Annotated in this window: 21 protein-coding genes and 2 tRNA genes; 14 read left to right on the top strand and 9 right to left on the bottom strand. The window is 66.8% G+C overall.

Going from position 1 to position 24,108, the window contains the following annotated elements; translation table 11 throughout:
* The first annotated feature begins 1 nt into the window (after window position 1).
* Window positions 2-3,112, top strand: coding sequence for an error-prone DNA polymerase (locus tag AC5P57_RS11070; RefSeq protein WP_262234945.1), 3,111 nt, complete (start codon window positions 2-4; stop codon window positions 3,110-3,112).
* A 140-nt stretch (window positions 3,113-3,252) separates the two neighbouring features.
* On the top strand, window positions 3,253-3,759 hold the full coding sequence (locus tag AC5P57_RS11065) for a hypothetical protein (RefSeq protein ID WP_099553192.1): 507 nt from the start codon (window positions 3,253-3,255) through the stop codon (window positions 3,757-3,759).
* Window positions 3,760-3,861: 102 nt separating this feature from the next.
* Here AC5P57_RS11065 and ptsJ read toward each other — a convergent pair whose 3' ends face one another.
* Window positions 3,862-5,148, bottom strand: a complete 1,287-nt coding sequence (gene ptsJ / locus AC5P57_RS11060) for a MocR-like B6 salvage transcription factor PtsJ (RefSeq protein WP_262234944.1) — start codon at window positions 5,146-5,148, stop codon at window positions 3,862-3,864.
* A 76-nt stretch (window positions 5,149-5,224) separates the two neighbouring features.
* Here ptsJ and AC5P57_RS11055 point away from each other — a divergent pair, with 76 nt between their 5' ends.
* The 9 genes from AC5P57_RS11055 (at window position 5,225) to AC5P57_RS11015 (ending at window position 13,106) form a co-directional block, all read left to right on the top strand.
* Window positions 5,225-5,998, top strand: coding sequence for a YggS family pyridoxal phosphate-dependent enzyme (locus tag AC5P57_RS11055; protein ID WP_262234943.1), 774 nt, complete (start codon window positions 5,225-5,227; stop codon window positions 5,996-5,998).
* The gene (locus AC5P57_RS11050; protein WP_262234942.1) at window positions 5,995-6,696 is read left to right on the top strand and encodes a glutamine amidotransferase; all 702 of its coding nucleotides are present in this window, start codon (window positions 5,995-5,997) and stop codon (window positions 6,694-6,696) included. Before AC5P57_RS11055 ends, AC5P57_RS11050 begins: the two co-directional genes overlap by 4 nt.
* A complete protein-coding gene (locus tag AC5P57_RS11045; RefSeq protein ID WP_142806227.1) occupies window positions 6,693-6,917 on the top strand; it encodes a hypothetical protein in 225 nt (74 codons plus the stop codon). The genes AC5P57_RS11050 and AC5P57_RS11045 overlap by 4 nt, the downstream gene beginning before the upstream one ends.
* A gap of 96 nt (window positions 6,918-7,013) precedes the next feature.
* Window positions 7,014-7,520 (top strand): hypothetical protein, encoded by a 507-nt coding sequence (locus tag AC5P57_RS11040; protein WP_099553188.1) that lies wholly within the window; start codon window positions 7,014-7,016, stop codon window positions 7,518-7,520.
* Between the two features lie 124 nt (window positions 7,521-7,644).
* Window positions 7,645-8,154, top strand: a complete 510-nt coding sequence (locus AC5P57_RS11035) for an RNA polymerase sigma factor (protein ID WP_262234941.1) — start codon at window positions 7,645-7,647, stop codon at window positions 8,152-8,154.
* On the top strand, window positions 8,151-9,077 hold the full coding sequence (locus AC5P57_RS11030; protein WP_495219574.1) for a FecR family protein: 927 nt from the start codon (window positions 8,151-8,153) through the stop codon (window positions 9,075-9,077). The genes AC5P57_RS11035 and AC5P57_RS11030 overlap by 4 nt, the downstream gene beginning before the upstream one ends.
* Before the next feature lie 64 nt (window positions 9,078-9,141).
* Window positions 9,142-11,613, top strand: a complete 2,472-nt coding sequence (locus AC5P57_RS11025) for a TonB-dependent receptor (protein ID WP_262234939.1) — start codon at window positions 9,142-9,144, stop codon at window positions 11,611-11,613.
* A complete protein-coding gene (locus AC5P57_RS11020) occupies window positions 11,600-12,400 on the top strand; it encodes a ChaN family lipoprotein (RefSeq protein WP_262234938.1) in 801 nt (266 codons plus the stop codon). The genes AC5P57_RS11025 and AC5P57_RS11020 overlap by 14 nt, the downstream gene beginning before the upstream one ends.
* Window positions 12,393-13,106, top strand: a complete 714-nt coding sequence (locus AC5P57_RS11015) for an energy transducer TonB family protein (RefSeq protein ID WP_099553183.1) — start codon at window positions 12,393-12,395, stop codon at window positions 13,104-13,106. The genes AC5P57_RS11020 and AC5P57_RS11015 overlap by 8 nt, the downstream gene beginning before the upstream one ends.
* Here the strand turns inward: AC5P57_RS11015 and AC5P57_RS11010 are convergent.
* The 8 genes from AC5P57_RS11010 to AC5P57_RS10975 all read right to left on the bottom strand — a co-directional run bounded on the left by AC5P57_RS11010 (window position 13,103) and on the right by AC5P57_RS10975 (window position 23,105).
* Window positions 13,103-13,537: a RidA family protein gene (locus tag AC5P57_RS11010; RefSeq protein ID WP_099553182.1), complete on the bottom strand. Its 435-nt coding sequence runs from the start codon at window positions 13,535-13,537 to the stop codon at window positions 13,103-13,105. The two genes, AC5P57_RS11015 and AC5P57_RS11010, sit on opposite strands and share 4 nt — an antisense overlap.
* 127 nt (window positions 13,538-13,664) lie before the next feature.
* A complete protein-coding gene (locus AC5P57_RS11005) occupies window positions 13,665-14,567 on the bottom strand; it encodes a cation diffusion facilitator family transporter (protein WP_262234937.1) in 903 nt (300 codons plus the stop codon).
* A gap of 28 nt (window positions 14,568-14,595) precedes the next feature.
* Window positions 14,596-16,884, bottom strand: coding sequence for an Orn/Lys/Arg family decarboxylase (locus tag AC5P57_RS11000; RefSeq protein WP_262234936.1), 2,289 nt, complete (start codon window positions 16,882-16,884; stop codon window positions 14,596-14,598).
* 20 nt (window positions 16,885-16,904) lie between these two features.
* On the bottom strand, window positions 16,905-18,257 hold the full coding sequence (adiC, locus tag AC5P57_RS10995; protein WP_006461445.1) for an arginine/agmatine antiporter: 1,353 nt from the start codon (window positions 18,255-18,257) through the stop codon (window positions 16,905-16,907).
* A gap of 76 nt (window positions 18,258-18,333) precedes the next feature.
* Window positions 18,334-19,767 (bottom strand): DcaP family trimeric outer membrane transporter, encoded by a 1,434-nt coding sequence (locus tag AC5P57_RS10990; protein ID WP_099553179.1) that lies wholly within the window; start codon window positions 19,765-19,767, stop codon window positions 18,334-18,336.
* Window positions 19,768-20,280: 513 nt separating this feature from the next.
* Window positions 20,281-21,123, bottom strand: coding sequence for a thiol:disulfide interchange protein DsbG (gene dsbG / locus AC5P57_RS10985; RefSeq protein WP_099553178.1), 843 nt, complete (start codon window positions 21,121-21,123; stop codon window positions 20,281-20,283).
* 30 nt (window positions 21,124-21,153) lie between these two features.
* Window positions 21,154-21,957, bottom strand: a complete 804-nt coding sequence (locus AC5P57_RS10980; protein ID WP_262234935.1) for a TlpA disulfide reductase family protein — start codon at window positions 21,955-21,957, stop codon at window positions 21,154-21,156.
* A gap of 80 nt (window positions 21,958-22,037) precedes the next feature.
* The gene (locus tag AC5P57_RS10975; RefSeq protein WP_099553176.1) at window positions 22,038-23,105 is read right to left on the bottom strand and encodes a GlxA family transcriptional regulator; all 1,068 of its coding nucleotides are present in this window, start codon (window positions 23,103-23,105) and stop codon (window positions 22,038-22,040) included.
* 186 nt (window positions 23,106-23,291) lie between these two features.
* Between AC5P57_RS10975 and AC5P57_RS10970 the strand changes: the two genes are divergently transcribed.
* From AC5P57_RS10970 to AC5P57_RS10960, 3 genes are all read left to right on the top strand, one after another.
* Window positions 23,292-23,690 (top strand): heavy metal-responsive transcriptional regulator, encoded by a 399-nt coding sequence (locus AC5P57_RS10970; RefSeq protein ID WP_142806234.1) that lies wholly within the window; start codon window positions 23,292-23,294, stop codon window positions 23,688-23,690.
* A 103-nt stretch (window positions 23,691-23,793) separates the two neighbouring features.
* Window positions 23,794-23,869, top strand: a tRNA-Ala gene (locus tag AC5P57_RS10965).
* Window positions 23,870-23,923: 54 nt separating this feature from the next.
* A tRNA-Glu gene (locus AC5P57_RS10960) sits at window positions 23,924-23,999 on the top strand.
* Window positions 24,000-24,108 lie beyond the last annotated feature (109 nt).

The following is a 24,108-nucleotide window of genomic DNA, read 5'->3' as shown; positions in this document are numbered from 1 at the left end:
GATGCACAGCGAACTGCCCGGCTACGCCGAACTGCACTGCCTGTCGGCCTTCAGCTTCCAGCGCGGCGCCTCGATCGCCGAAGAACTGTTCGCGCGCGCCGCCGGTCAGGGCTACCGCGCGTTGGCGATCACCGACGAATGCTCGCTGGCCGGCATCGTACGCGCCTGGCAGGCGGCGAAGACGCATGGCGTGGCGCTGATCATCGGCGCCGAATTCCAGGTCGAGGATGGGCCGAAGCTGGCACTGCTGTGCACCGACCAGGCCGCCTATGCGGGGCTGTGCCAGTTGATCACCACCTGCCGGCGGCGCGCGGCCAAGGGCGAGTACCGCTGCCTGCGCGAGGACCTGCTCGGCCTGCCCCGGGGCCTGCTGTGCCTGTGGCTGGACCGGCAACCTGCCGCCACCGACCTGGAACTGCTGCGTGCCGGCTTCGATGATCGCCTGTGGCTGGCGGTGGAGCTGCATCACGAACACGACGATGCACGCCGGCTGCAGCAGCTGCAGGCCTTCGGCGAACGCCATCGCCTGCCGCTGGTCGCCAGTGGTGACGTGCACATGCATGTGCGCCGCCGCCGCGCTCTGCAGGATACGCTGACCGCGATCCGCCACCGCTGCAGCGTGGCCGAAGCTGGCTGGCGCCTGTTCCCCAACGGCGAGCGCCACCTGCGCCCACGCACCGCGCTGGCCCAGTTGTACCCGCCCGAACTGCTGGCCGAGACCCTGCGCATCGCCGAACGCTGCCACTTCACCCTGGAACAGCTGCAGTACACCTATCCGCGTGAACTGGTGCCCGAAGGCCACGACCCGGACAGCTGGCTGCGCGTGCTGGTCGAGCGCGGCATCCCGTGGCGCTGGAAAGACGGCATCAAACCGGCACAACGCACGCAGATCGAGCACGAACTGGCGTTGATCAGGCAGAAGAACTACGCGTCCTATTTCCTCACCGTGCAGGACATCGTGCGCTTCGCCCGCAGCCAGGACATCCTCTGCCAAGGGCGTGGCTCGGCGGCCAACTCGTCGGTGTGCTTCGTGCTGGGCGTGACCGAGATCGACCCGGCGCGCAGCAACCTGCTGTTCGAGCGCTTCATCTCCGCCGAGCGCGACGAGCCGCCGGACATCGACATCGACTTCGAGCACGAGCGCCGCGAGGAGGTGCTGCAGTACGTGTTCAAACGCTACGGCCGCGAGCGCGCGGCATTGACTGCAGTGGCAATCAGCTACCGTGGCCGCAGCGCGATCCGCGACGTGGCCCGCGCGCTTGGCCTGCCGATGGACCAGGTCAACGAACTGGGGGCGGCGATGGACCACTGGGGCGGCCACGTACCGCTGCCGGAGACCCTGCGCGAGCGCGGCTTCGATCCGGACACGCCGTTGATGCAGCGCCTGCTGGCACTGACCACCGAACTGATCGACTTCCCGCGCCACCTGTCGCAGCACCCGGGCGGTTTCGTGATCTCCGAGCACCCGCTGTCGACGCTGGTACCGGTGGAAAACGCGGCTATGGCCGACCGCACCGTCATCCAGTGGGACAAGGATGACCTCGATGCCACCGGCCTGATGAAGGTCGACTGCCTGGCGCTGGGCATGCTCACCGCCATCCGCAAATGCCTGGCGATGCTGAAGCAGCATGGCCTGCACAGTGGACGCATGGATGCGATCGAGGATGACGACAAGCCCACCTACGACATGATCAGTGCCGCCGACACCATCGGCGTGTTCCAGATCGAATCGCGCGCACAGATGGCCATGCTGCCGCGCATGCAGCCGCGCAACTTCTACGACCTGGTGATCGAAGTGGCGATCGTGCGCCCCGGCCCGATCCAGGGCGACATGGTGCATCCTTACCTGGAGCGGCGCCGGCTGCTGCGTGAACAGGGCCCGGAAGCGCTGGACAACCTGGAAGAGCCGCTGTATCCGCCGCAGCTGGAGCGCGTGTTCGCGCGCACCCTGGGCGTTCCACTGTTCCAGGAACAGGTGATGCAGCTGGCCGTGGATGCGGCCGGATACACCCCCGGCGAGGCCGATGCCCTGCGCCGCTCGATGGCCGCGTGGAAACGGCGTGGCGGGCTGGAACCGCATCGCGAAAAACTGCTGGCCGGCATGCTGAAGAACGGCTTCAGCCGCGAGTATGGCGAGCATCTGTTCGAGCAGATCAAGGGCTTCGGCGATTACGGTTTCCCGGAAAGCCACGCCGCCAGTTTCGCCCTGCTGACCTATGCCAGCTGCTGGCTGAAGTGCCACCACCCGGCCGCGTTCACCGCCAGCCTGATCAACAGCCAGCCGCTGGGGTTCTACAGCCCCGACCAGTTGCTGCAGGACGCACGCCGCCATGGCATCCGCGTGCTGCCGGTGGACGTGCGCCACAGCGACTGGGACTGCACCCTGGATTTCAGCAAGGGCGCGGCGTCGATCAGGCTTGGCCTGCGCCTGATCGACGGCTGCAACGAAGCGGCCGTGCAGGCCATCATGCACGAGCGTGCACGGCGACCGTTCGACGATGTCGGTGACCTGTGCCAGCGCACCGCCCTGGACCGCCGCCATCAAGGCCTGCTGGCCGATGCCGGTGCGCTGCGAGGGCTCAGTGGCCATCGCCATCGTGCGCGCTGGGATATCTCGGGCGTAGAGAACCGGTTGCCACTGTTCGACCAGGCCCGTGCCACCGCCGAGGCCCGCGTGCCGTTGCCACTGCCCAGCGCATGGGACGACATGCAGGCTGACTACCGCAGTACCGGCACCACCCTTGGCCGCCATCCGATCTCGTTCCTGCGTGCACAGCTGCGCAGCCGTGGCTGTCTGGATGCCGCACAGCTGGCGGGCCACGGCCATGGCCGTCGCGTGCGCATCGCCGGCTTGGTACGCATGCGCCAGCGCCCGCAGACCGCCAGCGGCGTTACCTTCCTCACCCTCGAGGACGAGACCGGCATGGTCAATGCGGTGGTCTGGCGCCACCTGGCCGATCGCCAGCACCGGGTTCTGGTCGACACCCAGCTGATGCAGATCGATGGCCGCCTGGAGCGCGTTGATGGCGTGCAGCATGTCATCGTGCAACGCATGCACTGCCTGGATGAGCTGCTGCAGGGACTGCGCAGCCACAGCCGCGATTTCCACTGATACCGGGAATGACGGCGTGATGGCTACTGGGTGATGGCTACTGGGTAGAGTCGACTCCACCCAGTCGACGCTGCCCGGCCGGCTCTACCCATCCCCTTTTGCATCCGCTATCGTCGGCCTATCCAAGGAAGGACGACCCGATGCCCCGTGCGCTGCTGCTGACCACCCTGGTGGTCTCGACCCTTGCCCTGCTCGTTTCCGGCTGGACCGCCTGGGGCCTGCATCGCAGCCAATCGCCAGAGCGGATCATCGAAGCGCGCGGCCTGGTCATCCACGATGCAGGCGGCCAGCCGCGGGTGATCCTCGGCGCACCGGTTCCCGATCCGCTCAGCCAAGGCCGCCCCCAAGGACCGCGTGCCACGGCACTGTCCGGCCTGATCCTGCTTGGCCCCGACGGCTCCGAACGTGGCGGCTATGGCACCAGTGACCGTGGCGGCGAAGCGCTGCTCACCCTCGACGATGCCACCGGCACCACCGAAGTCTTCAAGGTGGTGGCCAACCCGGATCGTGGCGCCAGCCTGATGGTCAAGCACCAGAACAACACCGGCGCCATGCTCACCTCCTGGCAGGGCAAGCCGGAGCTGATGTTCGTCGATGACAGTGGCCAGTCCTACTACGTGCGCCCGGGTACGAACGCCGCACCCTGATCGGCTTCTGTAGGGTCGAGCCATGCTCGACTTTGCCTCATCTTCGTAGAGCCGAGCCATGCTCGGCTGCTGTCGGTAGAAGCAGTCGAGCATGGCTCGACGCTACACCCCACACACCGCCGCCAGGTCGTCGGCCAGTTGCCGCAGCTGCGCCGCCCCCAGTGCTGCGCAGGTGATGCGCAGGCCATGCCCCGGCTGCGCCACCGCGAACACTTCGCCCGCGCGCACATGCCATCCGCGCGAAGCCAGTGCCAGCACCTGCGGATGGCTGTCGGTTGGCAACGGCAGCCACAGGTTCAATCCTTCCATTGGCTGCGGCGTCGGCATGCCACGCGCGCGCAGCAGCTCCTGCAGCGACTGCAGGCGCTGCTGGTAACGCTCGCCTGCCGAGGCGATCTTCGCCCGCTGCGATGCCGACGCCAGCACCGAGGTCGCCGCATCCTGCAGCAGGTGACTGACCCAGCCGGTACCGGATGCCAACCGCAACCGCAGCCGCATCGCGGTCTCTTCATCGCAGGCCAGCCAGGCCAGCCGCAGGTCCGGGCCCAGTGGTTTGGACAACGAACGCAGCAGCGCCCAGCGCCGGCCATCCAGCGGCAGCACCGAGTGATAGGCCTGCCGTGAGAGCAGCGCGTAGTGATCGTCGATCAGCACCGCCACCTGCGGATAGGCGGCCAGCAGCTGGCGCAACGCGCGTGCCCGCTTCGCATCCAGGCTGGCGCCGGTCGGGTTGTGCGCCCGCGGGGTCAGCAGCACCGCGCGTGCACCGGCCTCCAGCGCCGCACGCAGCGATTCGACCTGCATGCCATGCGCGTCCACCGCCACCGGCAACGGCACGTGGCCCACAGCGTTGAGCACGTTGAGGCTGCCGAGGAAGCACGGATCCTCCACCGCGATGCGATCCCCCGGCAGCAGCCACGCCGCCAGCAGGCGTTCGATGCCATCGACCGCGCCATGGGTCAGCTCCAGCGCATAGCCCTCCGGGCAGTCCCCATCCAACGAGGCGCGCGCCAGCGCCTGCAACTTCGGGTCGACCGTGCCCACGCCATACAACCGTGGTGCGGCCGGGGCCAGGCGCAGGTTCGGCAGCAGGCGCGGGTCCGGATTGCCACCGGCCAGGTCCTGCAGGGCCAGCCCGGGCGTACTGCCCTCGCGCGCCAGCGGCGGCGGCAGGCCACGCACCACCGTGCCGCGGCGACCGGCCGTACTGGCCAGGCCTGCCGCGTCCAGGCGCTTGTAGGCCGCGGCCACGGTGTTGCGGTTCACCCCCAGCTGCTCGGCCAGTTCACGCACCGGCGGCAGCACGCTGCCGGCCGGCAGCCGACCCTTGCCAATGCCGTCGCGGATGCTGTCGAAGATCGACTCGGCACTATGCCCGGTGATTTTCATTTTGTCCTATGCCAAAATATATCTTGTCCTGTGCCAGTGTATCCCACCCTGGCCACCCTGCATTGGAGGTGCCCGCATGCCCCTTGCCGCTGCCGACTGGCCCGTCGCCCAGTCCGTTGAACAGATCGCCGCCAACCTGGTCACGGTGCGCCAACGCATCGCCGATGCCTGCGCCCGCGTCGGCCGGGATCCGGCCAGCGTCCGCCTGCTGCCGGTCAGCAAGACCGTGGATGACGCCCGCATCCGCATGGCGGTGGCCGCCGGCTGCCACGAACTGGGCGAGAACAAGGTGCAGGAGGCACAACGCAAGGCCGAAACAATGGCCGACCTGGGCGTGCACTGGTCGGTGATCGGCCATCTGCAGACCAACAAGGCGCGCTACGTGGCGCGCTTTGCCAGCGAATTCCAGGCGCTGGACAGCCTGCGCGTAGCCGAGGCGCTGCAGCAGCGCCTGCAACTGGAAGAGCGCACCCTGGATGTATTCGTGCAGGTCAACACCTCGGCCGAACCGAGCAAGTACGGACTGGAACCCGACGCGGTCGAGGCCTTCGTGCAGCAGCTGCCGGCCTTCGATCGCCTGCACGTGCGCGGCCTGATGACCCTGGCCATCTTCACCCCGGAGGTCGAGCGCGTGCGTGCCTGCTTCGTGCGCCTGCGCGAACTGCGCGACCAGCTGCAACGCACCGCCCCTCCCGGCATCGACCTGTCGCAGTTGTCGATGGGCATGTCCGGTGATTTCGAAGTGGCCATCGAGGAAGGTGCCACCGTGGTCCGCGTCGGCCAGGCAATCTTCGGCGCCCGCGCCACTCCGGACAGCTTCTACTGGCCGAACAACGGAGCCCCGGCATGAAGCACGCGGTTGTCGTGCAGCACGTTGCCTTTGAAGACCTCGGCACCCTGCAGCCACTGCTGTTGGCGCAGGGCTGGCAGCTGCAGCTGCTGCAGGCCGGCGTCGATGCGCTCGATGACGCCGAAACAGCTGACCTGCTGGTCGTGCTGGGCGGTCCCATCAGTGTCAATGACACAGGGACCTATCCCTTCGTCAACGACAGCATTGCCCTGCTGCAGCGCCGGCTGCTGCAGCAGCGGCCGACCCTGGGCATCTGCCTGGGTGCACAGCTGATGGCGCGTGCACTCGGTGCCAGTGTCGCTCCCAGTGGCGGCAAGGAAATCGGCTTTGCGCCACTGCTGCTGACCGATGAAGGCCAGCGCTCTCCGCTGCAGTCCCTGCAGGGCATTCCGGTACTGCATTGGCATGGTGAGGCGTTCGAACTTCCGGCCGGTGCACGCCGCCTGGCCAGCACGCCAGCCTGCCGTCACCAGGCCTTTGCCATCGGCCACCACGCTTTGGCCCTGCAATGCCATCCGGAACTGGATGCCCGCCAGTTCGAGCGTTGGCTGATCGGCCACACGCTGGAGCTGGCCCAGGCCAACATCGACCCGAACGACCTGCGTGCACAAGCACGCCGCTATGGCGCACCACTGGCCGCAGCCGCCACTGCGATGTTCGACCACTGGCTGCAGGACCTCCCGGAGACACCGCAATGAACTACCGACTGCAGATCCACCGCGATGGTGCCCACTGGGGTCACTTCGACTGCAGCGGCCCCGATGCCCTGCAACGCATGGATGCCATAGCCGCACAGCTGCCTGCCGATCAGGGCTTCCAGCTGAAACGACAGAAAGGTGTCGGCGAAGAGCGCATCCTGTCCAGCAACGCCGACGGACTGCGTGTGCTGGCCGCGCAGATCCAGTACCGCGACATTTGACCCGGCGATGGTAGTGCCGGCCGCTGGCCGGCACCCGGATCTGCCGGCCAGCGGCCGACACTACCCGACGGCATTCCGGCATGCCAATCTTCCACCATGCTGACCCTGCAACGCGGCAACCACCACGGACTGCTCATCGCCCCGCGCTGGCCCTCCACCCGCATCCAACTGGAAGAAGAGGTACTGCAACGCCTGCTCGACGCGCAGGCAATGCTACCTGCCGGGCTGCACCTGCTGCTCACTCGTGGCTTCGAACCCAGCCGCAGCCGTCTCGGCGGCTTCCGCCGCGCGGTGCGACGGCTCGGCATTGCGGTGTTTCGCACCTGCTACCCGCAGCGCCGCGATGAGATCGATGCCATCTTCGGTGCCAACGGCCACGACATCGATGGCCGTCATATCGATGTCTCACTGGTACTGCACGGCAAGCGGCTGCGGCTGCTGCCCCTGGGCGTGTTCACCCCACCGCGCTGGCAGGATCGCCGCGTCGCCCACCATGCCGAAGCGGTCGCGCGGGTGAAGCGCAGCCTGCAGCACTGCGGCTTCGAGCTGCATCACAACCCCACCGAAGCCCTGCAGATCCACTGCGACTATCGCCCGCGCTGACGCCGCGGTGACCCATGCGTGCTGTGCCTTGCGCCATAGATGCAAATGATTCTCTTTTGCTGTAAGGTGCAGCCGCTGCCCTTGCCGCCGCGGGCTGTTCCCTTTCCCAGTTGTCGCCCGCCCCGTGTCCACGCCTGTCGAAACGACGGATGTCGCGCAGCTGTGCGCGGCCCATTACCGGCCGCTGCACGCCCATGTCCGCCGCAAACTCCCGCAACGCAGCGACGCCGATGACGTCGTCCAGGAAACCTGGCTGCGTGTCGTCAAAGTCGCCGCCAGCGGCCTGCTGAGCAATGGCCGCGCCTATCTGTACCGCGTCGCCCACAACCTGATCGCGGACCACTATCGGCAGCGCCAGCGCCGTCGCGAAGAGGTGCTGGATGACACGCAGTTGCATGCCATCGCCGATCCTTCGCCGCTGCCCGAGCAGCGACTGCTCGACGCCGAACAGCTGCGCCATCTCGATGCCATCATCGCCGCGTTGCCGCCGCGCTCGCGCCAGGTCTTCCTGCTGGCCCGCGTGGAACAGATGGCATTGGCTGAAATTGGCCGCCAGCTCGGCATCAGCCGGCAGACCGCGCATGGCCATCTGCTGCGCGCCCTGGTCGCCCTGCAGCAGGTACCCGGCACATGAGCCAGGAGGCCATTGCACGCGAAGCTGCCCGCTGGTGGCTGGATGGGCACGACGGCGACCGCGACGAGAACGCGTTCGAGCAGTGGTGCCGGGCCGATCCACGCCATGCCGCGCAGTACCAGCACCTGCAGCACCTGTGGCAGGCCGGCGCGGCGCTGCCCAGCCTGCAGCGGCAACAGCAGCGCAGGCAACGCCGTCGCCTGCGCGAAGCCGGCATTGCGGTTCTGTTGCTGTGCGCGCTGGGTCTCTACAGCCGTCATGCCTCGCCGCCCGTGGCGCAGGTACTGCGAACGGCCGCTGGCGAGATCCGCGAGGAGACCCTTGCGGATGGTTCGCATGTCCTGCTGTCACCCGACAGCGAAGTGAAGGTGCGCATCGATGGGCAGCGCCGCCAGCTCCAGCTGCAGCGCGGCCAGGCCTGGTTCCAGGTCACCGCCGATGCCGACCGGCCCTTCCAGGTGCATACCCCACAAGGCACCGTCACTGCACTGGGGACCGCATTCGATCTTGCCGTGCAGGGCAACAGCAGCGTGGTCACCGTTACCGAGCATCGCGTGCGCGTGGACAGCGGCAACGTCAGCATGCTGGCCGACGACGGCGAGCAGCTGCGCTTCGATGGGCAGGCAACGGCCCATGCAACAACCGCTGCCCCCGGGACACTGGCCTGGCGCGAGCGGCGCCTGCACTGGGTTTCGGCCCCGCTGGCCGACGTCACGCAGGGCCTGGACCGCTGGCATGGCGGGCACACGTGGGTCGTCGGCGAGCAGCTGCGCCAGCAGCCGGTCACCCTGCTTGGCAGTGCCGACGGTGCAGCCAGCAACCGCGACCAGTTGGCCACTCAGTTGCAGGTGCGCGTGCTGCGCCTCGGCGCGGGGATACAGGTGTGGCTGCCGCCACGCCGGGAACAGCGTGATGGACCCTGACATCCGGCCTGTGGCTGCGTCTACCCAGGATGACGACGCTCTGCGTCAGCCCCTGGAGCCCCCGATGCTGTGCCCCCGCCCCCTTGTCCTCGCCCTGTCGCTGGCCTGCGCCAGTTCGCTTGCGCTGCTGCCCGGCAGTGCCCACGCACAGGCCGCCACCCGTACCTACGATCTGCCCGCCCAGCCACTGGCCGCCGCGCTGGACGCCTACAGTCGGCTGACCGGTGTCGATCTGGTGATCGGCGCGGCCCTGCCCCCAGGTCATTCGGCGCCTGCGCTGCGCGGTGACTTCGACGATGCGCAGGCCCTGACGCGCCTGCTGGCAGGCAGCGGCCTGCGCCCGCGCTTCGTGGATGCGCGCCGTGCCGCCCTGGAACCGGCGCCGGCCGAACGCGCCGATGGCAGCCGCCGCACCGGCCCGCTGCGGGTGCAGGGTGCTACCGCACACGGCCAGGCACCGGGTGCCGGCGCCAGCCAATATGTGCCGGCCACCCGCGATGGCTTTGCGCCCTCGGTCGGCAGCGAGCGCGTGGCGATGGCCGAACGCCAGGAAGGCAACAGCCTGCTGCGCTCGATGCCCGGCACCCACAGCTTCCATTCGCGCAGCCAGCCGGGCCTGCAGGTCAACATCCGCGGCATGACCGGTGCCGGCCGGGTCAACACCATGATCGACGGTGTCACCCAGACCTTCCGCAACAATGCCGGGCATGGCTCGGGCGGTCCGTTCGCCTATGTCGATCCTTTCCTGCTGGCCGGCGTGGACGTACAGCGCGGTGCGGTCGCCGGTGGTGATGGTGCAGGCACGCTGGCCGGCAGTGCCAACTTCCGCACACTGGATATCGACGATCTGCTCGGTGAGGGCCGTGACTGGGGCCTGCGTGCAGGCTATCGCCACGGCAACAACGGCTACGGCAGCGGCCGTACCTTCGCCGGTGCCTGGCGCCACAGCGAAGAGGGTGGCGACCGCCAGTTCGGCCTGCTGGCCGCTGCCAGCAGCAGCCGCAGCAGCGAGTACGCGACCGCGCGTGGGCAGAAGAACGACGCCGATCCTGGCAGCCAGCAGCCCAGCAGCTGGTTGTTGAAAGCACGCTTGCAGCCCAGCGACCAGCACCGGCTGGACCTGAGCCACATGCGTTACGAAAACGACTTCTACCACAACTACCCGTGGCAGATTTCCGCGCGCAACCAGCGCGCCAGTTACCACTACACGCCCTATTCGCCGTGGATCGACCTGCGTGCGACCTTCGCCAGCAACAAGACCCGGCTGTTCTATCCGCCGGTGGAGGCGTCCAGCTACATCGGCCGCCGCACCCACAGCAGCCTGAGCAGCTGGACCGTGGACAACAGCAGCCGCTTCGACATCGGAGCACTGCAGGCGCGCTGGAACACCGGCATCAAGCACCAGTCGGACATCTACGTGGCCGATACGCCCATCCTGCGCGGTGCCAACCCGCAGGGTCGCAGCCAGCTGGACAGCGTGTTCAGCACGCTGGAGCTGCAGTACGACATCTACGCGCTGACCGCCGGCCTGCGCCAGGACCGCTTCGGCATCCGTGGCCACATCCCGGTGTGCTCGGATGTGCCCGGTCAGTGCACGGAGATCAATGGCGGCGACATCGACGTGCGTCGCACCGAGCGCGCACTCAGTCCGAGCCTGGCGGTTTCACTGCAGGCCACCGACTGGCTGCAGCTGTTCGCCGAGGTCTCGCGCACATCGCGGCCGCCGCGCGTGCAGGAAATGTTCTTCGAGAAGATCCCGCTGGAGGACGCCAGCGTCGCCGACGGCATCGGCGCCAATCCGTTCCTGCACCGCGAGCGCTCGCGCAACCTGCAGTTCGGCGCCAACCTCAGCACCGACTCGCTGCTGGTCGACGGTGACCTGGCACAGCTGCGGGTCACCCGCTTCGACAACCGCATCCGCGACTACATCAAGCCGCAGTACCTGCTGATCGTGCATCCGCCGGAAGTGGAACCGTTCGTGGTGCCGATCGACAGCGATCCGCAACTCAACGCCTGGACCGATGTGCTGGACGCCGACGACTTCAGCGCCACCACGCGCTGGATGAACCACCCCGGCGTGGTGCGCATGCGCGGTATCGAACTGGAAGCGCATTACGCCAGCGAGCACTACCACGCCACGCTGAGCTGGACCCGCTCGCGCACCAGTGCGCCGGCCATCGAGTTCGTCAACCTGGAAGACATCACCGCCCTGCCCGACCGCTACTGGACGCTGGACGTGGGCGGCCGCTGGTGGCAGCAGCGCGTGCAGGCCGGACTGCGCGCCGAGTACTCCGGCCCGACCGAGGAAGGCTACGACTTCTTCCAGACCCGCAAGACCGGCGGCACCGGCGTGCTGCTGGACTTCTACGCGAGCTTCAAGCCCCAGGCCAACACCACGCTGTGGCTGAACATCGAAAACCTGCAGAACAAGGCCTATGACAACAATGCCTCGATCGACAGCATCTTCAGCCCGATCCTGGACCGCGGCAACGGCCGTGGCCGTACCGTCTCGATGGGCGTCAATGTGGCGTTCTAGCCGTCGCTGGCTGCCCGTATGCCTGCTCGCGCTGGCGACAGTGGCCAGCGCGCAGCCGATGCCTGGCACGGTGATCGACCTGGCCAACGGCCAACACCTGGACGAAGCCGCATTCGTGACGCGTGCGGCGGACGCCCAGAGGCTGCTGCTGGGTGAACGCCATGATCTCGCCGGAGACCACGCCGCCCAGCGCTGGCTGCTGCAGTCCCTGCAGCGGCAGCGCCCGCAGGGTTCGCTGGTGCTGGAAATGATCGCCAGCGAGCGCCAGCCACGCCTGCAGCGGGTGCAGCGCTGGCTGGCCAAGGGCAACCAGGCCGAAGGTGCACGCCTGCAGGAACTGCTGGACTGGGATACGCGCTGGCCGTGGGCTGCGTATGGCGGGCTGGTACAGGATGCTGCCGATGCAGGTACGCCGCTGTTCGGCGGCAACCTGTCGCGTGCCGAGGTCAACGCGCTGCTCGCGTCCACCGAGGGTGTGCGGTTCCCGGTGGCCGCTGCCCGCCAGCGCCTGTCGGCGGTGGTGCTGGCCCAGCACGCAGACGCAGCACCGATGCTGGAAGGAATGCTGGCCGTGCAACAGGCCCGCGACGCGCGCATGGCACAGGTGCTGCTCGATGCGCCCGCGCCGGCGCTGCTGGTCGCGGGGCGCTGGCATGTACTGCGCGGTACCGGGGTGCCGGGGTACCTGTCAGCGGCTACGCCTGCGCTGGTGATCGCATTGGCTTCGCCGGGTGAAACCGTCGATGCGACGGATGCCGATCTGCTGTGGGTGCTGGACGATGAGTGAGCGTGGCCAACACTGGCAGGCGATCGCGATCACCGTCGTCCTGCACCTGTTGCCCCTGCTGCTGTTGGTGCACTGGGTCGCTGTGCCGCCGATGCTGCCGCCGCCGGAGCAGGACGTGCGCATCAGCCTGCGCCTGCTGGCACCGGCCACGCCGCCACAGCCCGTAGAGGAGCGCCAGGCCGACACCCCCAGCCAGGCGCAGCAGGCGCGTGCATCGCAACCGACAAAGTCGCCCCCGCCACCGAAGCCCACCGCCGCGCGCGAGGGCGAGTTGGCCGCCAGCGAAACGGGCGGGACGGGTCGAAAGCCGCTGCCGGTCGCCCCGCCGGCGGCCGCGACCGATGCCAGTCCCGCACCGGCATCGATCACGGCCGCTCCGCCCGCTCCAGACGCGCCACCGGCGGACTTCCAGGCCGGCGCCGCCAGCGACCAGTGGGAAGCCCGCCTGATGGCGCGGCTGGAGCGTTACCGCTATTACCCTGCCGCCGCCCGCTCGCGCCGGCAGCAGGGCACTGCCTGGGTCAGGGCCAGCATCGACCGCGAAGGCCGCCTGCTGGCACTGCGGCTGGAGCAGTCCAGTGGCCAACCGATGCTCGATGACGCTGCGCTGCAGACCTTCCGTCGTGCGCAGCCGCTGCCGCCCATTCCCGATGAACTGAAGGCACCACAGGAACTGGTGGTGCCGGTGGAGTACTACCTGCGCTAGGCGGCGTAGGCCTCCGCCTCGATCTCGAACAGCATGCCGTCCAGCGCCAGTCGCGGCACCGGGATCAGCGTGCAGGTGGGCGCCGCACGGTTCGGCCAGCGCCGCCGCACCTGGTGGGCAATGATGCCCAGCCGGTCCTCATCGTGGCCGACCACCAGGATGCGCAACCGCGTCACATCAGCCAGGCTTGCCTGCGCCGAGCGCAGCGCGGTCTGCAGGTTGTCCAGCGCCTGCCCGACCTGGTCTTCGAAGCTGGGCGAAAGACGGCCCTGGGCATCTTCACCGCCCTGCCCGGCGACGTGGATCACCCGTGCCGGCAGGCGCACCACCGCCACGTGTGAGTAGCCGTTGGCCGAAGGATCATAGAGGCCCGGTGGATTGAACAGCTCCAGCAGGCCATGGCTGAGGTCCGGTGTGGTCAGCAGGTTCATGCCGCGTGCCTCGTAGGGGTTGCCGGCAGTCTGTGACCTCAACCCGGGTTGAGGTCAAACGGATCCGGTGCAACAGACCGGTCTGCCACGCGCAACGATCACGCCGGCCTGTAGAGCCGAGCCCCGCTCACGTCCACGCCGGGTCTGCCGTGAAATCGATGGTCAGCCAGAACGTGCTGCCGCGCGCATCCAGCCGCACCGCGATCTCGTCGCGCATCGCATCGACCTCACCCACTGAACCCAGCGGCATGGCCGGGTCGGCCAACACATGGATCTCGATGAAGCGCATCCGTCCCATCTTCGCCACATGACTGGTGAAACCGGCATAGCCGCGCTCGGCCACGAACGCCTGCATCACCTGCTGCACGCGCCGGTCCAGATCGTCCGGCGCCACCTGCAGCACTTCGCGCATGGCCTTCCACGCACTGCGTGCCGGCAACGGCAACACCGCCAGGCTGATCAACGCCAGCACGATCGAATCCAGGTACGGCACCCAGTGGTGCCATTCGCCCCCCTGCAGGGCCAGGGCCAGTAGGAAGGCCAGTACCACCGCCAGGCTCATCAACCCACCCAGCAGCCAGCCACGCACGTCCAGCCACAGCAGCGCCGAGCGCAGGTGCCGCGCCCGCTGGGCGACAAACGCCGCCATCGCCAGGTTGCTGGCACTCAGCAATGCCGCCCACCACAGCGCGGGCCCGAATTTCACTTCGTGCCCGCCCGTGGTCAAACCAATCACCGCGTTGGCCAGCGCATACACGCAGGCCAGCGACAGGATCACCCCGCCGAGTGCCTCGACCATCGGCTCCAGGTGCCAGTAGCCGTACTGGAAGCGCGGGCTCTGCTCCCGCGCCACCAGTCGCAGCACCGACAACGACACCAAGGTCAGGGCGACGTCGACCAGGCTGTACACGCCGTCGAACAGGATGGCCTGCGATCCCACCAGCAGGCCACCGCCGAAGCCGACCGCGCTCACCGCAAGGGTGACCCCGATCGAGAACTTCAGGATGCGTTGCTCGCGCGCGGTATCCATCGTCCGCCGAAAGGCCGACCGTTGCCGGTCAGGCCTTCAGCACCTCCACCCTGTACGAAACCGCATCACCCTCCTGCTCGATGATCAACCCGTGCACATCCGACTCGAAACCGGGGAAGCGCGCGTTCTGTTCGCGGGCGATGCGCAGCGACTGGATGATGGGTTCATCGCTGGCACCGAAGCGTTCGCCCGGCATGATCGTCGGGATGCCCGGCGGGTATGGCACCAGCATGGTCGCGGCAATGCGGCCACTGATCTGCTCGATGTCGACCCGTTCGATCTCGCCCTTCACCAGATGGTTGTAGGCATCGGCCGGGGTCATCACCGGCGTCGGCAGATCCACGTACATCTCGCGCATCACCTTGGCCACCGCGAATTCCTGGTTGAACGCATGCAGCGCGTCACACAGGTCACGCAGGCCCCAGCCCGCATAGGCGTTCGGATAATCGGCGGCCAGCGTCGGCAGTGCCTGGCTCAGCGGCGCGTTGCGGTCGTAGAGCTCCTTGAATGCCATCAGCTCGGTGACCAGGGTGCTCCACTTGCCCTTGGTGATGCCCATCGAGAACAGGAACAGCACCGAGTACAGGTTGGTCTTTTCCACAGTGATGCCGCGGCCCCACAGGAACTTGCTCAGCACCGCCGCCGGGATGCCCAGCTTGCCCATGCTGCCGTCCATTGCCAGGCCCGGCGTCAGCAGGGTCACCTTGATCGGGTCGATCAGCACATAGTCGTCAACCAGGTTCTCGAAGCCGTGCCAGTGTGCATCCGGCTGCAGGTACCACTCCTCGCGCTTGGCCACCAGCGGTGCCGGCGTATCGCCCTTGTCCAGGCTGCGCTCGACCTGGGTCGGCTGCCACACGCTGAACCACCAGTCGTCACGCCCCAGGTCATCGCGGACATGCAGCATCGCGCGGCGGAAGGCGATGGCTTCGTCGTGCATTTCCTGCACCAGCGAGCGGCCAGCGTCGCCTTCCATCATCTTCGACGCCACATCACAGGCCGCGATCACCCCGTAGTGCGGGCTGGTCGAGGTATGCATCATGAACGACTCGTTGAAGCGCTCCGCGTCCAGATTGCGCTGCGCCGAATTGCGTACGTGGATCATCGACGCCTGCGAGAACGCGGCCAGCAGCTTGTGGGTCGAATGCGTGGTGAAGATGATCGCATCCTGCTCACGCGGCTTGCCCTTGGCCATGCCGTAGTGGTTCTCGTAGAACGGATGGAACGCAGCATAGGCATACCAGGCTTCATCGAAATGCAGGAAATCGACCGCGCTGCCGATCTCGTCAGCGATCTTCTCGGCGTTGTAGCACAGGCCGTCATAGGTCGAGTTGGTGACCACCGCGATGCGCGGCTTGGAGCCGGCCTGGTAGGCCTGGCTGGCCAGCGGGTTGGCGGCGATGCGCTGCTGCAGCGATTCCGGCGTGAACTGGTCCAGGCTGATCGGGCCGATGATGCCGTGCGCGTTGCGGCTGGGGGTGAAGTACACCGGCACCGCGCCCGTCATGATCAGCGCGTGCAGCAGCGACTTGTGGCAGTTGCGATCGACGAACACCACGTCACCGCGCGCCACCGTGCCATGCCAGACGATCTTGTTGGCGGTGGAGGTGCCATTGGTGACGAAGAAGGTATGGTCGGCACCGAAGTTGCGTGCCGCCTCGTTCTCGGCGTCCTTGATCGGGCCGGTGTGATCGAGCAGCGAGCCCAGCTCCGGCACCGAGATCGACAGGTCGCTGCGCAGGGTGTTCTCGCCGTAGAACTGATGGAATGCACGGCCGACCGGCGATTTGGTGAACGCCACGCCGCCGGCATGGCCCGGCGTATGCCAGGAATAGTTCGACTCGGCCGCATGATGGATCAGCGCCTTGAAGAACGGCGGCAGCAGGTTCTTCATGTAGTCTTCGGCCGCGCGCATCACCTGCCGCGAGATGAAGCTCTTGGTGTCTTCGAACAGGAAGATGAAGCCGTGGATGTATTTGAGCAGCTTGCTCGGCACCTTTTCGATGGTGCGGCGCTCGCCGTACAGGAACACCGGCAGGTTGGCGCGGCGCGCGCTCTGCTCGCGCAGGAAGGCGGTCAGGCGCTGGAACTCGCCATCCACCTCTTCGCTGCCGTCGATCGAGATCAGCACCGCCGAGGCCGCCACGTAGGTGCGGGCACCGGCGCGGGCATCATCCAGGTTCAGGCCGCACAGCACGCGCTGGTCGTTGCTGCGCAGCTCTTCCACCAGGGCACGGATCAGGATGCCGCCGATGCGCGGCGACTCGTAGTCGTTGTCGATGACAATGACCGGATAGTCCAGGGACTTGAAGTACACGTTGATTCTCCTTGTCGAACTCAGGAACGCTGGGCACCGGCGCTGATGGCCGAGGCCTCGCGGGCGCGCTGCCGCTGCTGGCGGCGCTCCTCGCTGAAGAAGGGATAGAACACGGTGATGAACAGCACGAACAGGAAGGCGTACTGCACGATGGTTCCCGACGAGCCGTAGATCGCCCACAGGCAGTACACGACGGTCAGGCTGGTCAGGGTCCAGAACGCACCGGTGTGGACCAGGGTGTGCGAGCGCTCGACCACGAAGTAGCAGGCCACGCACGAGTAGATGTAGGGCAGCAGGGTCAGCACCACGGCCGCCGACGTGATCACGTCGAACTGTGCCGACGCGGTTTCCGAGGTGGAAGTGACCAGCACCGCCAGGGTCATCAGCACGGCCACGATCAGCACGCCCTTGACCGGCACGTCGTCCTTGTTGGTCTTGCTGAAGATGCTCGGGAAGAGGCCGTCGTCGGAGGCTGCCTTGGCACTCTGCGCGGTCAGCAGGATCCAGCCACCCAGCGAACCGGCAGCACCGATGAAGGCGCACAGGCTGACCAGCGCACCGCCCCAGCCACCGACGGCCTTGGCGGCAGCCAGTGCGAACGGCGCATCGGAAGTCTGCAGCTCGCCGTTGGGCACCATGCCCATGATCACCGAGGAGCTGGCGATGTAGGCGATGGCGGCCAGGAACACACCGGCCAGGGTGGCACGGGCCACGTTTTTTTCCGGGTTCTCCACCACGCCAGCGGTGACCGAAGCGGATTCAACGCCGATGAAGGCCCACAGGGTCAGTGCCGCAGCGCTGGAGATCGCGCCGAAGTTGGATTCACCGGACACGTTGTAGGCGCCCTTGAAGATGTCGGCATCGAAGAAGAACCAGCCGAAGATGGCGATGCCCAGGATCGGCACCAGCGCGAAGCTGGTGGTGACCGTCTGCACGCGGCTGACGAAGGCCGGGCCGATCATGTTGGCGAAGCTCAGCGCCCACACCAGCACCAGCACCGCGATGCAGCGCACCAGCGGCTCGGACAGGATCGGGAAGAAGTAGCTGAAGTAGCCGACCGCCGCGATCGGGATGGCGACGTTGCCGATCCAGTTGGCGAACCAGTAGATGGTGTTGGTCTGGAAGCCCATGTAGGGCCCGAACCAGTCACGCGCATAGGCGTACGGGCCGCCCGCCTTCGGTGCCAGCTTGCCCAGCTTGGCGAACACGAAGGCCAGCAGCAGCGCGCCCGCGGTGGTGATCAGCCAGCCCCAGATCGAGGCGGTACCAATCTTGGCCAGGCTGGATGGCAGCAGGAACACGCCTGAGCCCATCATGTTGCCGGCGACGAGGAAGGTGGCTCCGACCACCCCGATTTTCTTTGCTTCTGCCATGACAATCTCCTGTACTGGCATGAGCCCGGTGCAACCGGGCGTGGGGACGGTTACGCTGGCGTACGACCGCTGGCGCCTATCTGATGAAGTTGTATTGCAGGCTGCCCTGCACCCGGACGGTGTCGCCGCGCGCGCCACCCTGCTGTTCCAGGCGGCCATACAGCAGCTCCATGCCCATCGTCCACGACGGTGCCGGGCTCCAGATCAGGTTGAACACGCCGTAGCGGCTCTGACGGAATGCGTCGGCCGCCAGTGCAGCATTCCGCTCCAGGGTCAGCTGGCCGAAGATCAGGTTCGATCGCCACAGCTCGGACCAGTAATGGGTGTAGCCCACGAAGCCGCCGTGCAGGTCCAGCGCGTCGAGACGGCCGTCGGCACCAACCACCGCGTCCAGCCCGGAGCCGGTCAGGTCGGCGGTGTAACGGCTGAGGCCGCGGCCACCCAGCGCACCGAACAGCAACAGGTCACGCTCGCCCACCGAGGCCGAGCCGCTCAGCTGCAGGCCACCGGCCATGCGCCGGTCGCGCTCGCCCTCTCCGTCATAGGCGAGGCTGCGCGCCACCGCGCCCAGCTGCAGATGGCCCCAGTCACGCTCCAGGCGCGCGGTCACGGTTACATCCGGCAGGCGGTTCACCGCAGCCCGCTCGTCGCTGGCACCAGCAAGTTCAGTCTTCGGGTCTTCGGCCGCCACGGTCAGCGTGTTGCCCTTCCCCATCGCGAAGCTGTGGTGGATGCCGGCCACCAACAGATAGCCGGCGCCGCCCGGCCCGGCGAAGTCCAACGTGTCGGGCAGGCTGTCCGGGTCCATGAAGCTGGAGTAGCCATAGCCGGCATAGGTATTACCGAGCTGCCCATAAGCATGCCGCAGGCGGAATTCATAGCCATCGCTGCTGCCGAAGAAGTCGTTCTCCAGATAGAAACGCAGGTTGCCGTGCGTGGTCGGGCGCCGCGCCTCGAAACTGAAGCGGGTCTGCTTGGCGTGGATGTTGAAGTTGGAGACATCGCGGTGGCTGCCGCCGACCGGCATCGACGAGGGAATGAACTGGTCCTCGTCCCCGGCCGCGCGCGAATCGGTGATCGCATCCAGCTTGGCGTAGCCGCCGATGCGGATCACCGTATCGGTGCCGGGAATGGCAAAGAATCCCTTCAGATCGGGATCGGTCGGGCCCGCCGCACTGTCCGGTCGCGATGCGGCAGTGGATGGATCAGCGACCGAATCGCGCTGCGGCAGTACCGGCTGCGCCACACCCGGCACCTGGGTGCGATGGATCACATCGGAAGGGGCGGCGGAGGCAATCGGCGCCGTTGCAGGCATGGCTGTTGCCTGCGCAGGCGTAGCATCGCGCTGCTCCAGCCGGTCCAGCCGTTGCTGCATGCCTTCCAGCGCCTGGCGCATTGCGGCAATCTCACGCCGCAATGCCTGCGCATCCTCCGCGTCACCCTGGTGGGCGTACGCCGGCGTGATCGCCAGTGCCCCCATACACGCCAGACTCAGTACCGCCAAACGCATTGCATACTCCCCGGACGAACACTCGCATCACGGTTCCGGAGCGCACGCATGCGCCGCCCTGGCTTCGCGTTGCCGTTGCTGGAAATGCGGGTACTGCGTCGACGACATCGGCCAGCCTGCGCGTGGCAGGCAACAGGACGATGACACTGTCCCGCCTGCACCCATGTCGACCCCATCAAGGTCGCGCTGCCAGAGAGGTGGCGACCGCAGCGGTCTGGGTAACAAGCAGGAAGTGAGAGTGTCGTGAATGGCTGTGCCGACCTGCCCGGATCAGGGCAGCCGCGGCGCGGCATCCATGGCGCGTTGACGCTGTATTCCATGCGTCAAAGGCTAGTCCGTTTGTCGTTTTTGGCCTTGATTGGAATCAAGGCACGACGCTTGATCTCAGTCACGATTCAGACGTGACGGCGAACAGACTATGCGCAAGCGGTTGTGTTCGCCTGGGGCACGGAACGCAACAGGCCCGCATGTCACCATGCGGGCCTGTGGTCTACATCAGCATGCAGGCATGGATCAACGCGGACCGAGCACCGTCTGCAGGTCGTCACCCTGCGGCAATCCAGCCCGGCGCTGCACCTGGCCCTGTGCATCCTGGAACAGGATACCCGGGGTGCCCTGGAACCCCATCTCCAGCATCAATACCTGGTTGGCATCAAGCTTGCCGGCGATCTCGCGGCTGATGCTCGGCAGCGCCTTGATGCCGCCACGGTCGAACTGGCGCTCGTTCTCCAGCAGCGCCGCACTCGGATCACGTGCCGCGAGAATGGCTGCGGCCTTGGCCGGGCTGTCCTCGCGGATCACACCCACCATGATGTGACGCAGCTGCACCTTGCCGGCGTCGACCCACGGACGGGCCGCCTCCCAGAACTTGTGGCAATAGGGGCAGTTGGCATCACTGAAGGTATAGACCACGCGCGGGGCGTCGGCCTTGCCGTCACGCACCCAGGCGCTGGCGTCGAGCTTGGTCCACATTTTGGCCGACATCGGTGCGGCGACCAGCTTCTCGACCGCTTCGGCAGCCACATCATTGCCTTCGGCATCGAACAGACTGCCCACCAGCACGTGCTTGCCATCGGCCGTGACATAGGCCGCTGCAGGCTGCTGACCACCCACCACACCAGCAAAACCGCGCAGGCCACCGGGCGCATCGAATTCGGCAACGACCTCGAAGCCGTGCTTTTCGATGCCCTTCAGCACTGCAGGGCGATCGCCCTTGGCGGCAGAGGCCGCAGCACTCGTCGCCGGTGCCGTGGGGGCCTTGCCCGGCGGCGTCTGTGCCTGGCTGCAGGCGGCCAATGCCAGCATGACCGGCAGCAACAGCACCGCCGGGGCGGTGCGCAGGGAAGTCGACAACATGGGAACTCCGTAGTGAGATGCCCGCGCAGGCTACCGCAGCCGGCGCAGTTTGTGTTCAAGGCCGGCCGCGGTCAGCTCGCCCAGGTGCAGTTCACGCAGGCGTCCATCGGCATCGAAGAAGAGTGTCGAAGGATAGGCCTGTACACCCAGCACTGTTGAAGCGGCCGCTTCTTCATCCAGCAACACGTTGCCCAGCATCAGTCGCTCACCGGCAAGAAAACCCTGGACCTCATCCAGGGTTTCGCCCTGATTGAGGAAGACGAACTGCACGTTGCCATGTGCCTGCTGCGCCGCTGCGAGCACCGGCATCTCCCGTCGGCAGGGGCCGCACCATGTGGCCCACAGGTTCAGCACCACCGGCCGGCCGCGGAACTGCTGCAGGTCAACCGTTCCGCCCTGCAGGTCCGCGACCTGCAGCGTTGGCAATGGCATCTGCCGCTCCTGCCAGGCCGACAGCAGCTGCCCCCCAGCAGCCCAGAGCAGCACCCCCACAAGTGCGCTCGTCAGTACCGGTGCACGCAACTGACGCCACGGCCGCAGACGCCATGATCCCCACGCCAGCCCGGCCACCAGCACCACCATCAGGTGATAGCCACCATCGGTGACCTGCAGGATGCTCCAGGGCTCCGATCGATAGAGCGCGAAATTCAGCACAACAAAACTGATACGACCACACAACAGGCCGATCAGCAGCATGTCCAGCACCATGCTTGCTGCCGACGGCAGCGGCATTCCGACGGCCCTGCGCGGCCAAAGACGGGCAACGATCATGGCCAGCAACGTGCACATGAGGATCAACACCACCGGCATCGGTACCGGTCCAACACTCGACATCAGCCCACCTGCTCAAGTTCCACTGACTGCATGGTCAAAGCGTCACGCCCAGGTTGCAAGCGCTGGCCCGCCACCCGTCATCAGGCCGCACTCCGCCCCAACTGCATGCCGGGGGGCGTCTGCAGGCCGCGCAGACTGCCGGCCACCGACGGCATCAACGGTCGTTCCCGCCGCTTGCAGTTGACGTGGCGACGATAGTTGGCCGGTGTCATGCCCACGATGCGGAGGAACAGACGCCGGAACGCGCTCTGATCAGCGTAGCCCACACCCCAGGCCACCTCTTCGATGCCTGCGCCCTGCTGCAGCAGGGTCTGCGCCTTGGCAATGCGCAGCCGTTGGCAGTACTCGATCGGGCGCAGACCGGTCGCCCGGAGGAAGCGCCGCTGCAAGGTGCGCGGTTCCAATCCGGAAACCTCGCAGATCGCGGCCAGAGTGGCCCCTCGTGCCGCAGTGGTATGCAGCCAGCGCTGGGCCTTCAGTACATCGCGGTCACCGTGGGCGAAGTTGGCACTGAAACGCTCAAGATCCTGCTGGATGCCTGCGGGCACGACGATCCCGAGCTGTTGCGCGACCGCACTCGCCACGCCCTGCCCGTGCAGCCGATACAGCAAACGCAGCCCGAGGAAACGCCAGGCCTGCGATCCGCCAACGGTCAGCAGATCACCATCATCGACCAGCGCCCGCTCACTGGGGACCCAGCTCACCGCCTGCGCCTGCAACCCCGGATGTCGCCCCAGATCCGGGCCGCTGACCGTTCTTCCGGCCAGCAGTCCCGCACGGGCCAGCACACCGACCCCCTCACTGGCAGCAGCCAGCAGGCTGCCACCGTCATAGTGGGCCCGCAACCAGTCCAGCAGGACCTCCTCGGCGCGCAGACAGGCTCCAGGGCTGATCTGGCCGGGAACCGCGATTACCGCAGGAATGGCGGCGTCAAGCATTTCAGCACCCGCGATGCGATGTACACCGGTCTGGCTGGCGGGCACGATCCAGCGGGTGACAAGCACGCGTTTGAACGGTCGGCGCTGCTGTTGGGCCAGGCGGTTGGCGACGTGGGCCATTTCGGCCAGCACCGAGGCGGCGGAGGGGTCCCCTCCCGGGTATTCGACCACCGCAACCTCGACGAATGCTTCGTTCCTGACTCCCTCCACAGACCACCTCCTCGGTTCGTTGCAGGCCATCGAACGGCCGGTTCAGGCGAAGGGTAGGAACAGGCCCATCTGCGGGGCTATGAAGAAAGTTGCAAAGTGGGCTGAATGCGCGTGCCGGGCTGAAGCCTTGACTCTCGACCAGACTCCAGGCTTCACAATGGCGGCAGGATCCGCAGGAAAACTGCCATGAACATTGGACAACTGGCCCGTCAGGCGGGCGTTCCGATCGATACGGTCCGCTATTACGAGCGGCAGCAGCTGCTGCCGACAGCGGCGCGCTCGGCTGGCGGCTACCGCATCTTCGGCGAGCCGGACCTGCGCCGGTTGCGCTTCATCCGCCGCGCCAAAGCACTGGGATTCAGCCTCGAGGAAATCGGCGAACTGCTGGCGCTCAGCGATCACCACCGGCAGGACATGGGAAGCGTGCGCGACACCGCCCAGGCCCGCCTGCAGGACATTGCACAACGGATGGCCGAACTGCAGCGCATGCATACCGCGCTTTCGCAGCTGGTCGATGCATGCCCCGGTCATGGCACCCTCGACCAATGCCCGATCCTGGCGGCGCTGACCGACGACAACACATAGACATCCCTTGCGCAGATCGGCATTGCAACGCACGTGAAGAAAAGTGCAACAAATGCTTGCCAACCCCCTGGGGCAAGGCTATTATTTCGCTCCTCAGCGACGTGGGGCCATAGCTCAGCTGGGAGAGCGCCTGCATGGCATGCAGGAGGTCAGCGGTTCGATCCCGCTTGGCTCCACCAATCTTTCGGCATTAGGCCGTCGAAAGGTCGCTAAAGAACATTGATGAGAATTGCGTCCCCATCGTCTAGAGGCCTAGGACATCACCCTTTCACGGTGGCGACCGGGGTTCGAATCCCCGTGGGGACGCCACTCATCACGAACAACGAGGACCCGGCCGATAACCGGGTCTTTTTTGTTCACCGCCTACCGGCATTCAGGCTGTGGCGTTGCGGTTCCCCTGCCCTCGTGGCTGCGGTTG

The organism is Stenotrophomonas sp. YJH_SMC_79, assembly GCF_059367995.1.
This window is presented reverse-complemented; position numbering and strand designations above follow the sequence as displayed.